This is a genomic window from Neobacillus niacini NBRC 15566 (genome assembly GCF_001591505.1).
Classification (GTDB): Bacteria; Bacillota; Bacilli; order Bacillales; family Cytobacillaceae; genus Neobacillus; species Neobacillus niacini.
Genome location: NZ_BCVA01000083.1, coordinates 1 through 11,867, shown reverse-complemented (window position 1 = coordinate 11,867; position 11,867 = coordinate 1). Strand labels below are relative to the sequence as shown.

Below are 11,867 nucleotides of genomic sequence, written 5' to 3'. Positions count from 1 at the left end.
GCAAGTTATTGGCAAAATGTCTTTATTTAGCTAACGAAGTAGGTTGGTTGAAGAAGGATTCCTTAATTCTTTTATAGAATAACAGTTAATAGTAATAAGTAAGTAAGTAACTAACGTGCAAATTTAAGGAAAAGTATTATGGAAATATCATTGATTAGACACGGAAAATCACAACTAACTGAAAATGATAAAATAACTGGTTTTGAATTTAAGAATTGGGTTGAAAAGTATGATTACCTTGGAGTGTTTGAAGAGTCAACATATCCCTCGGAAACCCTTGAAAAAGTTTCAATTGCAAATATCATTATTACGAGTGAATTAAAAAGGGCTGTTGAGTCAGCAAGATTATTAAATGAAGTAACGAAAATCATTTCTGACCCTTTATTCCGAGAAACTGGTTACCTTTTAAATCATCACAATCATTTAATGTAAAGTTAAGGCCAAGAATCTGGGCGATTGTATTAAGAATACTATGGTTCAGTGGCTATTCAAACGAGTGTGAGTCTTTGAATCAAGCAAAATTTAGGGCAAATAAGGCATCAAAACAGCTAATTGACTATGCTAACGAATATAAATCAGTGGTATTAGTTGGACACGTTTTTTTTAATATGTTAATTGCTAAAGAGTTTCAGAAAAAGGGCTGGAAAGGTACGAGAAAAAGGGATGCAAAGCATTGGAGTTGTTATGACGTTTTCCTTTTTCAATTACGGGGGTAATAGTTAAAGATGAGATCGCTGAGCGGTCTTTTTACTTGTTCATCTAACGTTGCAGGTTTGTTGAAGAAGGAAAGCGGTTAATCGGAAGCGAAAAGGTAGTTGAGAATAACCATTAAATTTAAATATAAAGGAGAAAAAATGACTGATAATCCTATTGTTTTAGTTGTTAGTGTTTCAATAATAAAAGATGAAAAAGTCTAATGATAAAAGAAAACAAACCAAATGTAATAAATAAATGGAATTTTCCAAGTGGGCGAATTGAAACGGGAGAAGACATCCTTTATGCAACTAGAAGAGAAGTGAAAGAAGAGACGGGACTAGAAGTGGAACTTACAAGTACAACTGGTATTTATAACTTTATTAGTAGTTCTCAAGACCAAGTTATTATGTTTCATTTTATAGGACGTGTTACTGGGGGTTCCATAAATCTTGAAGAAGATGAAATTATAGACAGTACCTGGGTGAAGGTGAGTGATATAGTAAAGTCTAACGATAATGAACTTCGCAATCCAAGTGTTATAAAACAAATAGCACATAGTCTTGTTAATAAAAGTTACCACCCTATTAATATATTCCATAAACAAATTAAGTAAAATACCTTACTAAACGAGGTGTTTGAGTTACATATAGGATTCAGGAAATGATCACTGCACTATTGCGGTCATTTTTCTTGTTGAACTAACGTGCAGTTTAGTTTAAGTATATTCCTTCACAAAGTTAGAAAAAGCTGATTTTCCATATTAGGAAATATCAGCTTTTTCTATTATTTATTTTAAAATTAATCTGTTGTTATCAAAACTCTAATGCCTTTTGGAACTGCCACGCGTACATGGTAGAGGCACTAAATGATCCCTAGACATTTGATAATGAATTTGTAAATTTCGCCTGAATTTCTTTTAAAAACATAGCAGCAGCAACAGAAAAAACCTGATGCTTCTTCCAAACAATATTTAAGCCAGATTCAAGTTTTGGCTCTAACGTTCTAAAACAAAGGTTACTGTCGTTTGACGTATTTACTAATTTATCAAGTGTTATTGCATAACCAATACCCTCCTCAACCATAATGGCAGCATTATAGGCAAGATTATAGGTAGTCACGACATTTAATTTTTCAAAATCTTCACCAAACCAATCTGCAAATTCATTTTTAGAAAACGTCTGTTTCATAGCCTGTCGTGAACAAATCACCGGAACATTTAATAAATCCACTACTTGAATGGTGTTTTTCGAGGCAAGAGGACTATCTTTTCTCATCACAACACCCCAAACATCTTTACCAGGGATATCAATATAATTGTATTTCGATAAATCAGCCGGTTGAATTAAAATACCAAAGTCAAGAAGTCCCTTATCAAGTCGTTCCGTCACATCGTCTTCATTTCCACTGTAAAGGTGATATCGAATATTTGGGTAAGTGGAGCGCAAATCTTTTACTACTAGCGCAATGTGTCTCATGACTTCTGTTTCCCCACCACCTATGTAAACATCACCACTTATGGTTTCTTCCATAGAACTAAATTCTGTTTCTAATTTATCAACCATTTCAACAATTTCTTCTGCCCTTTTTCGCAGGAGCATTCCTTCATCTGTAAGAATGATACTGTGACTACTGCGAATAAATAGTTTTTTCCCTAATTCTTGTTCAAGGTCTTTTAATTGTCTTGACAACGTTGGTTGTGTCACATGCAAAAATTCAGCAGCAGCAGTCATGCTACCTTCTCTTGCAACAGTAAGAAAATAGCGTAAAACTCTTAATTCCACATGTAACTCCTCCTTTATAATGTTTTAGTATAAGTCTTTGTGATATGCGTATCAAGCATATCATGATATGAGATATAAGTAATAGGAATTGTACAAAAAGCAAGCTAAAATAAATACACGAAGAATGTTGAAGTTATTTAGTTCAACAAGATTAAGAAAGGGTGTCATTTAATATGTCTACTTTTCAAAATAAAGTTGTTGTCATTATGGGTGCATCAAGTGGAATTGGTGAAGCAACCACCAAGAAACTGGCACAAGAAGGAGCAAAGCTAGTCATCGCGGTTCGTCATTTCATTGTTCATATTGAAAAAGTCGATGAAAGAAAGAGGTACTTCTTTGCAAAAACAAAATAACTTACTCATATTTATATTAACCATTGGAGTCTTCGGCATTTTAAATACAGAAATGGGTGTTATTGGAATATTACCTGATATTGCTGAACACTTTCGTATTAGTGTTTCAAAAGCCGGCTGGCTGGTGAGTATTTTTGCCCTGGTGGTTGCAGTATCTGGTCCAACGATGCCGTTATTGTTTTCGGGGATTAATCGGAAGAAGGTCATGTTACTTGTACTAGGTGTTTTCGTTTTTGGGAACATCGTATCCATTTTTACATCTGATTTTACCATTCTATTAATGGCTCGTATCATTCCAGCCTTTTTTCATCCAATTTATTGTTCTTTAGCTTTTTCAGTAGCTGCAGCCTCAGTTAGTAAGGAAAAAGCTCCAAAAGCGGTTGCTAAAGTATTTATAGGAGTATCTGCCGGTATGGTAATCGGTGTACCAGTCTCAAGCTTTATTGCTAGTACAGTTTCTTTACAAATGGCACTTGGTTTCTTTGCTGTTGTAAATGCTATAGCATTCATTGCTACGTTACTATTTGTTCCAACTATGCCGGTTCAGGAAAGACTTTCTTACAGAGCTCAAATATCGGTATTAAAAAAATCAATTACTTGGCTTTCCATCGTGACTGTCATTTTATTAAATTCTGCCGTATTTGGGGTTTATAGTTATCTTGCTGAGTATCTGAAAACTGTTACGAATATGTCTTCGTATTCTATTAGTTTAATGTTATTCATCTATGGAGCTGCCAATATTATTGGAAACGTAGTAGCAGGGAAGATACTAACCAATAATGCGAAGAAATTTGTCGTATCTTATCCTTTTGTATTGGGTGCAGTTTATATCCTATTATTTTTCACAGGAGAGTTTACTGTACCTATGGCGGTCATTACTTTAATTTGGGGAATATTGGCTGGTATTGGGGGTAATATCACTCAGTATTGGATTATGTCGGCAGCTCCAGAAACTCCTGATTTTGCTAATGGATTATTTCTAACATCCGCTAACTTAGGAACAACATTTGGTGCAGCTATAGGCGGGTTATTTATATCAGAAATGGGTACACAATACGTTGTGCTAGTGGGAATTCTATCATTACTACTAGCGTTGGTAACTATTTTACTAAGAAATTATATGTATAGTTCAAAACAACTCTCCACATAAGGTAAATCTCTATTAGGATTTTTAGATACTTTCAATCAAAGACGAGAAAGGGAGGATGTATATGTCTCAGGATAAACAAGTTGCGCTTGTCACCGGCGGAAATCGAGGAATTGGATTTGAGCTGGTCAAACAATTGGCGTTGAAAGGTTTTAAGGTCATTATGGCAAGTCGGGATCCAGAGGCGGGTCATGAAGCCGCGGAAAAACTTAAGGAATCCAATCTTGACGTTTCGTTTGTGGTGTTGGATGTAGATAATCAAGAAAGCATCCGCCAAGCTGCACATATAGTAAATGAGCGGTATGGGAAGTTAGACGTATTGATTAATAATGCTGGCGTGTATTTAGATAAGAATCAAAAGTTATTGGCAATGGATCCTTACATACTGGAGAAAACAATGGCAACTAATTTCTTTGGTGTTTATCATGTAATCCGTTCCTTTATTCCCATTATGGAAAGAAAAGGTTATGGGAGAATTATTAATGTTTCCTCAGAATATGGGGCAATTAACGAATTGTCATATGCAGGAGTAGGCGCTTATAAGTTGTCTAAATATGCCCTAAATGGATTAACACGATTGGTAGTAGCAGAAATCAATGCTGATATCAAAATAAATGCGGTCGATCCAGGATGGGTGAGCTCAGATATGGGTGGACCATCTGCTCCAAGAACTCCGAAGCAAGCAGCTGAGTCTATCCTTTGGTTAGCGACTGTTGGACCTGAAGGACCTAACGGGGAATTCTTCAGAGATGGAAAAAGAATCGAGTGGTAATATTATGTGGACAAATGATCTAAGGCATGCTTTTTAAATTAAACAAAGAATGTGAAGAACTGTACTGTGGGGTACAAGAATAACAGAACAAAGCTGTCATTATGGCAGCTTTTCTTGTTGCAATAAACCAACTAATGTTTTTCCAACAAAAACCACATCCCACAAAAAACGTACTAATTAAGTTAATATCATTTTATTGGATAACTTGGTTGCTTTTCCCATCGGAAAAGCCTTGTTTTAAAATGGGGAAAATGCCAATCTTAATGAACTTTTCAATGATTATAGGTGTTTTGATCCTAAGGATTTCAGGTTAGTTGTGATACAAGAGCAGGATATTGCATCCCTTTTGTTATAGAAGGGATTTATTTTAGGTAGAATGGCAATTATGATTGGGATAAACATTTTTTGACGAGTTAATTTTTCATTGTCTTAAAATGGCAACAACTGATATAGCCACCTGCCTGTTCAAACATTAAGTTATCAGGGGAGGCAAATCTTTCACAAACTAGTAAACAGTCACAATGATTTTTTGTAAAGGAATCTTAATGCTAATTTTACAAGTTATTATAATCAACTTAACAATTTAGTTTTAGAATGTATTTTGTAAGAAAGATTTTGACATTCAACTAGGGGGAAACGAGATTGTTAAACAAAAAAAGGTTTACTAAAAAACTAATTCCAGTAGCTGTTCTTTCAACAGTCGCATTCGGAAGTTTAATGGGTGCTATATCACCTGCAAAGGCAAAACAGCCGGCTACTAATAATGCGGACATCAAAAACGTGATTGTCTTAATTGGTGATGGTATGGGAGTTTCTTATACATCTGCCTATCGCTATTTAAAAAATGATCCTTCCACTAAAATAGCTGAAAAAACAGCATTTGATCAATACCTTGTGGGACAGCAAATGACATATCCAGAAGATCCTGCACAAAACGTAACAGACTCAGCTTCTGCAGCAACGGCAATGTCGGCTGGGATTAAAACATATAACAATGCCATTGCAGTCGACAATGATGGATCTGAAGTAAAAACGGTCCTAGAAGCTGCTAAAGAACAAGGAAAGGCAACAGGTCTTGTGGCGACTTCGGAAATCACTCATGCAACTCCAGCTTCATTTGGATCACATAATGAAAGCCGTAAAAACATGAACTCTATTGCAGATGACTACTACGATGAAATGGTAAATGGTCAGCATAAAGTTGATGTTATGTTAGGTGGAGGTGTAAGCAACTTCATTCGTAATGATCGTAACCTAACAGAAGAATTCCAAAAAGCTGGATACAGCTATGTAACAAACAAAGACGAATTACTTAAAGATACGAACAAACAAATACTTGGTTTATTCGCACTAGGTGGACTTCCAAAGATGATTGACCGTCCAGCGGAAACCCCTTCACTTGAAGAAATGACAAACGCAGCCATTTCTCGTTTAAGTCAAGATAAGGACGGTTTCTTCTTAATGATTGAAGGAAGCCAAGTGGACTGGGCAGGACATGACAATGATATTGTCGGTGCCATGAGTGAAATGGAAGACTTTGAAAAAGCGTATAAAGCTGCCATTGAATTTGCAAAAAAGGACAAGCATACACTAGTAGTGGCAACTGCTGACCATTCGACTGGAGGATATTCCATCGGTGCGGGTGGTAACTATAATTGGTTTGGAGAGCCAATCAAAGCAGCAAAGCGTACACCTGACTTCATGGCAGAGGAGATCGCGAAAGGTGCAGGTGTTGAAGAAACATTGAAAAAGTATATTGATCAAAATGTTCTTGCGTTAACACCAGAAGAAATCCAATCTGTGGAGACTGCTGCGGCTGCAAAGAAAGTTCTCGATATTGACAATGCTATAGAAAATATCTTTAATAAACGTTCACACACTGGCTGGACAACAGGCGGACATACAGGCGAAGACGTTCCTGTCTATGCATTTGGACCTTCAAGTGAAAAATTTGCCGGGCAAATTGATAATACTGATATTGCGAAAAATATCTTCGATGTTTTAAAATATGACATCAAAATCGAAGATAAATAAGAGAGTAGAAGCTAAATATCCCGTTGCTACACTTCATGGCAACGGGAACTTTTTTTGAAGATAAAACCATAGGGAGGAAACACCATGAAGCAATCTCTAAATCTCCTATTATTAACCTTATACCTTGTTGGTTGTTCAGCAAATGCTGCTATTGTAAGTAATGAAAAAAATACTGTTGTGAACACAAAAGCAGAAGAGACTTCAATAAAAAATGAGAATCAGGAAACAAATAAGAAATATCAGCCCAATCCACAGGTAACGGATGACCAGTCTCTTCTTAAAGTTGGCCAAACTTTTTCCGATTCAAAGGGTGAAGCCATTTTAAAAGCCATTAAACAAGTTAACCAAACATATAAAGTGGGCCCAATCGAATTGACAGTAAAAGAGATGAAAAAGATTCATTTAAGACCGGATTATAGTATGATTGATTATTTTCATGTACTAACTCATGATGAGGAATTTGATTTTGTTAAGGTTTTCGTGGAGATCAAAAACACCTCTTCGGAGAAAGTCAATTTCGCACCAATCGCGTTTCTTAAAACGAACACAGGGGAAACATTTGATTGGGAAAAAGATATTTACCTTGAAGAGTTAAACGGTGAACTTGCTGGGAATAGTACAAAGTCAGGTAACCTTGGCTTTATTGTCAATGCCGCGGAGAGTGGAACGCATAATGGTGGAGAGGCAGAAAACATTGAGTGGATTGAACTAACTACAAGTGATGTTTTTAGTAAGGAAGAAACAAAAATCAACGAATCGGAAAAGATTAAAATTGAATTTTAACCTCCCACTGCTCGATCGGGGAGTTTTTTTGTGAGGTTAATTTTATCGGCATTTTTCCATAATCCTCCTTCAAACAGTTTCATGGCGATTTTGTTTTTTGAATTTTCGGGGGATTTGCTGCAATCCTCTATACTCAAGAGTCTTAAATAGACGAGTATGCTTCGTTTTTAAAAAAACTTGCCTCTATATAGTAGGTTGGGTGAATAAATATACTTAAAGTAACAGGTGCAATAGTTTAAGAATAGAGCTGTCATTATGGCAGCTTTTCTTGTTGACTAACGAAGCAGTTTGGTTGGAATAAGGGATGTCCATTAAGATGGCAATCGGTTTATTTAAGAATTTGCATTAATACCGAATGGATTCCTAGAACAGCAATTCAGTTTGAATTTGGAGTTGGCTGAGGAAATCAAATATGTAATATTAATTATTTTTAAGAACCAGTAATCTACTGCGGTAAATTTCTTTAATTTTACCATGATTTACAAACTCTCTCTATTTGATATAGTAGAAGAAAAGTAGAGTAATTCAATATATTTTAGTTTAGACATTATGGAGAATTTACGAATATGAGAAAATTACATGATAATACAGAAGAAAGATCAGATAAGGAGCAAGGTAACAACACAAGAAATAATCGTCTTATTACCATTAACGGAGAAACCAAGACAATTGCGGAATGGTCTCGGATTTCAGGTATTGGTCCCAAAGCGTTAAGATATAGAATTGAGTCGGGGTGGGAAGAAAAAGACTTATTATTGCCTGTTGGAGTTCAAAAAGTATATATTACGGTTGGAAATCAAACAAAGACCATTAATGAATGGTCTAAAGAAAAGGGACTATCTAATACCATTATTAGTAAACGTTTCAAATCTGGTATTAGGGGAGAAGAACTTTTTGCATATAATCGTAAAATCATTCAGGTGGAAATCGATGGGGTTACCCAATCCTTATCAGGCTGGTCAAAGGAAACTGGCATAAGACTCACCACACTATTACAACGATATAATAAAGGGATACGTGGCAAAGACTTAATTGCCCAAACAAAGAAAAAAGCAATAGAACAACTCTCATGGGATCTTTAATAAAAATATGAACTCGGGGAATTGCACCGAAGCTCATTTATTGAATACATAGTATGTTTCCAATCTTAATCAAGTTTTATTCACCAAAGGTGGGCTGCCCAATAAAGGGGCAGTCCATTGTATTATATGCAACAGGAACATATAAGAGGAACGTTGTTTGATTTGTTAGGATGGCTAGTATAACATTGCGTCCTTTCATTAATTCCTAGTTTTATCGCTTTGTTCTAAAAACAGGTTATCTATATGACAATTCAACAAATGCATTTTAAAATAAATTTCGAAACAATTTTGGAAATAAAATGAAACTTTTAATAACTGTATGTCGTTATAGCTATAGCAAATTAAGGTGGTGAGCAAATGGCTTACAGTACAGAAGATGATAATTTTGTAGAAAATAATATCGACGATTGGCTCGATTTGATTATGCAAGAATATGGTGAAAGATTAACAAAGTTAGCATTCAACTACCTTAAAGATTGGGGATTGGCACAAGATGTTGTTCAAGATGTTTTTATCACTTGCTATAACCAATATCATAAAGTGTCTAAAATCGTTTATTTTAAACCATGGATATTTCGAATAACAATCAATCGTTCAAAAGATCTGTTAAAAAGCACTTTTATTAAAAGATATATATTTAACAATAACTTGCTAAAACAGTTTAGTCATAAGGAATTATCTCCAGAAATGAAGTTGATGTTGAATAATGAAAAAGAAAAACTGTCACAAACAGTCCTTTCATTACCAATAAAGTATCGAGAAGTCATTATTCTTTTCTATTATGAAGAGATGTCCATAGCAGAAATTGCAGAACTACTAGCCCTAAATGAAAATACAGTCAAAACCAGGCTAAATAGAGGGCGAAAACTCGTAAAAAATTCATTGGAAAGAAGTGAACTCTATGGAAGAACAGTTGAATAATCTTCGAAAAGCTATGGATGATACTGTACTTAAGGGCACTCATTTTACAAAAGAGCAGAAAGCTAAAATTAGAAAAGCAGTAAAGAATCCAAATAGGAGAAACCGGTTCGAGTGGTTTCCAAAACTGTTAACAACGGTATTCAGCTTAGTTTTCTTAATCATTGTTGCCGATCTATCGATAGGAGAAAAGTGGTCTGGCAGTATAGTTAATGAAGTAAAAGATAAAAATGCCGAAAAACAAACTCAAAGTTGGAAAGAAAGTTCTTTATTTAAATCGGGTGGTTACACCATGATTGGTGAAAAACAGCGTTTAGGCTTTATTTATGATAATAATGAAGTATTAAGATTTTATCCAAATAAAACTCAAAAGTATATGTGGCACTTTTGGGGAGAAGATCAAGAATTTAAAGGCAAATTAAAAGTAGTGGCCACACATGAAAATGATAATGAACAAATAAATGTGTTGGAAGGTATAGAGGTAGGCGGTCCAAATAACGGAGCAGACCGACACACCCCGTCTCTGATGTCACTACCCAAGAGTGGAATGTGGAAGTTAGATGCATATTTCGGTAATGAACTTTTTGGCACTGTGTTTGTTCGGGTGTATGATGAACCAAAGGAAGATTGGAAATCCCATGATGAATATGTAAAAGATGGAGTAACATTATTGTCAGTGGCTCCTGATCCTTTTCTTGAAGCAGGGAAACCTTTTGGTTATTTGTTTCATTTTACTGCATCATTCGAAACCTTTAAGGGGAAGGAATTAGCCATTTATGCTTATCACAAAGAAACATCGGAAAGAATTACAGCTGTATCCCCGACTATAATGAATGAACCTTCAGCAGGATACGCTACGTTAGAACGATTTACCGCCACTTTCGAAGTACCATATAGTGGATTGTGGCGTTACGAAGTTGTTTTGGATGGTGAATTCTATGCTGACGTGGTTTTATTTGTAAAATAGGTATCCATGTTTTCCATAAGCATAGTGAATTGGAAGCGGAACGGCTGTTTATAGTAGGTACAGCGCTTACGACACCGAAGATATCAGAAGAGAAAGAGACCTGGCCAACACCCTGGCTTTTTGCTAGGGTGTTCATCATTAACATGCGGCCTAAAACTAACTAATAAAAGGTGGTATTCATCATGGAAAACAAAAAAACTATCTACTTCTTATGTACAGGAAATTCATGCCGCAGCCAAATGGCCGAAGGATGGGCAAAGAAACATTTAGGTGATGAGTGGGAAGTTAAAAGTGCTGGCCTTGAGGCTCATGGATTAAACCCTAACGCAGTTAGAGTGATGAAAGAGGCTGGAATTGATATATCGAACCAAACTTCTGATGTTATCGATCCTGAAATTCTAAACAATGCAGATTTAGTGGTTACCTTATGCGGACACGCAGCAGACCACTGCCCAGTAACTCCCTCCGCATGTAAAGCGAGTACACTGGGGATTCGATGACCCTGCAAAAGCCGAAGGGAGCGAAGAGGAAAAATGGGCATTCTTCCAAAGGGTTCGTGATGAAATTGGTGGCCGGATTAAGCGTTTTGCTGAAACGGGCGAGTAATGATTAATAAGTCATACAGTAGGAGGAAATGGACATGAGAATCACTGGCGAAGCTCGTGATGAGTTTAAAAAAATGTTCAAAGAACAAAATACTGATTGCATTCGTATCTTTTTTGATGGCTATGGCTGAGGGCAGCCAAGGATCGGGCTGCGCCTGAATGGTGTAGAAGAAGATGATATTATCGTGACAATCAATGAAATAAAGGTAGCAATTGACCCTATCATTGAACCAAATACGGAAAACCTTATTCTTGATCGAAGTGGAAATGGACAAGGTATTTCAATGATAGGTAATACAGGTAGATGTGGTTAGAAAAGGACCTTTTAAGGTCCTTTTACTTTTTAAATCCTGACTCAATTTAGATATAAAAGTAATACTCTATTTTCAACATACCGCCATGGTTAACTGTCTATCTGGCAACCTCTATTTGCATTAAATCTTAACAACACACGCACTCACAATTGTTTTTTATGATGGTGGTATCCCTTCTGGTTCTAAATCTCGATATCATCCTTTGCAAAAAAGATTCCTTTTGTATGACATACATTTGCCAAGATTTTGTAGCCTTTTTTTCAACTTCCTTTTGGCGTAATTTCATTAATTGCAATTTTTCGTACTCATTAAAATACATGATGGACCCCTCCAGTTAATTAAATAATATTGATATATTAATCAAAAAAAATTGATTTAACGAATAAAAAAATTTAACAACACGTAGGTTTAAAAA

At 35.7% G+C, this 11,867-nt stretch carries 10 protein-coding genes and 3 pseudogenes; 12 read left to right on the top strand and 1 reads right to left on the bottom strand.

From position 1 onward, the window contains the following. The first annotated feature begins 138 nt into the window (after window positions 1-138). Window positions 139-432: a histidine phosphatase family protein gene (locus BANA01_RS30510; RefSeq protein WP_235847263.1), complete on the top strand. Its 294-nt coding sequence runs from the start codon at window positions 139-141 to the stop codon at window positions 430-432. Between the two features lie 422 nt (window positions 433-854). Next, window positions 855-1,309: pseudogene (locus tag BANA01_RS28245) on the top strand (NUDIX hydrolase). A 259-nt stretch (window positions 1,310-1,568) separates the two neighbouring features. Here the strand turns inward: BANA01_RS28245 and BANA01_RS28240 are convergent. Further along, window positions 1,569-2,477, bottom strand: a complete 909-nt coding sequence (locus BANA01_RS28240; protein WP_034674532.1) for a LysR family transcriptional regulator — start codon at window positions 2,475-2,477, stop codon at window positions 1,569-1,571. 173 nt (window positions 2,478-2,650) lie between these two features. Here BANA01_RS28240 and BANA01_RS30505 point away from each other — a divergent pair. The 10 genes and pseudogenes from BANA01_RS30505 to BANA01_RS30715 all read left to right on the top strand — a co-directional run. Continuing rightward, window positions 2,651-2,764: pseudogene (locus tag BANA01_RS30505) on the top strand (SDR family NAD(P)-dependent oxidoreductase); the annotation flags it as partial. Between the two features lie 49 nt (window positions 2,765-2,813). Further along, window positions 2,814-3,980 carry an MFS transporter gene (locus BANA01_RS28230; RefSeq protein WP_063255601.1) on the top strand — a complete coding sequence of 389 codons (1,167 nt, stop codon included), beginning with the start codon at window positions 2,814-2,816 and terminating at the stop codon, window positions 3,978-3,980. A gap of 61 nt (window positions 3,981-4,041) precedes the next feature. After that, complete coding sequence (locus BANA01_RS28225) at window positions 4,042-4,749, top strand: SDR family oxidoreductase (RefSeq protein WP_034674530.1); 708 nt, start codon at window positions 4,042-4,044, stop codon at window positions 4,747-4,749. Between the two features lie 642 nt (window positions 4,750-5,391). After that, a complete protein-coding gene (locus tag BANA01_RS28215; protein ID WP_063255599.1) occupies window positions 5,392-6,783 on the top strand; it encodes an alkaline phosphatase family protein in 1,392 nt (463 codons plus the stop codon). An 84-nt stretch (window positions 6,784-6,867) separates the two neighbouring features. Beyond that, window positions 6,868-7,566, top strand: coding sequence for a DUF4352 domain-containing protein (locus BANA01_RS28210; protein WP_034674522.1), 699 nt, complete (start codon window positions 6,868-6,870; stop codon window positions 7,564-7,566). A 566-nt stretch (window positions 7,567-8,132) separates the two neighbouring features. Beyond that, entirely contained in the window at window positions 8,133-8,648 is a 516-nt protein-coding gene (locus BANA01_RS28205) for a hypothetical protein (protein WP_034674525.1), read from the top strand. A gap of 357 nt (window positions 8,649-9,005) precedes the next feature. Then, window positions 9,006-9,569 carry a sigma-70 family RNA polymerase sigma factor gene (locus BANA01_RS28200; RefSeq protein ID WP_034674527.1) on the top strand — a complete coding sequence of 188 codons (564 nt, stop codon included), beginning with the start codon at window positions 9,006-9,008 and terminating at the stop codon, window positions 9,567-9,569. Next, the gene (locus BANA01_RS30500; RefSeq protein WP_235847261.1) at window positions 9,550-10,533 is read left to right on the top strand and encodes a hypothetical protein; all 984 of its coding nucleotides are present in this window, start codon (window positions 9,550-9,552) and stop codon (window positions 10,531-10,533) included. The genes BANA01_RS28200 and BANA01_RS30500 overlap by 20 nt, the downstream gene beginning before the upstream one ends. 182 nt (window positions 10,534-10,715) lie before the next feature. Next, a pseudogene (arsC, locus tag BANA01_RS28190) lies at window positions 10,716-11,139 on the top strand (arsenate reductase (thioredoxin)). A 184-nt stretch (window positions 11,140-11,323) separates the two neighbouring features. Beyond that, window positions 11,324-11,452: a hypothetical protein gene (locus BANA01_RS30715; RefSeq protein ID WP_268875117.1), complete on the top strand. Its 129-nt coding sequence runs from the start codon at window positions 11,324-11,326 to the stop codon at window positions 11,450-11,452. Window positions 11,453-11,867: the final 415 nt, after the last annotated feature.

Excerpts from the sequence above, each read along its gene's own strand:
- BANA01_RS30510 (WP_235847263.1), top strand. The coding sequence starts at position 139 with ATGGAAATATCATTGATTAGACACGGAAAATCACAACTAACTGAAAAT.
- BANA01_RS28225 (WP_034674530.1), top strand. The coding sequence starts at position 4,042 with ATGTCTCAGGATAAACAAGTTGCGCTTGTCACCGGCGGAAATCGAGGA.
- BANA01_RS28210 (WP_034674522.1), top strand. The coding sequence starts at position 6,868 with ATGAAGCAATCTCTAAATCTCCTATTATTAACCTTATACCTTGTTGGT.
- BANA01_RS28205 (WP_034674525.1), top strand. The coding sequence starts at position 8,133 with ATGAGAAAATTACATGATAATACAGAAGAAAGATCAGATAAGGAGCAA.
- BANA01_RS28200 (WP_034674527.1), top strand. The coding sequence starts at position 9,006 with ATGGCTTACAGTACAGAAGATGATAATTTTGTAGAAAATAATATCGAC.
- BANA01_RS30500 (WP_235847261.1), top strand. The coding sequence starts at position 9,550 with ATGGAAGAACAGTTGAATAATCTTCGAAAAGCTATGGATGATACTGTA.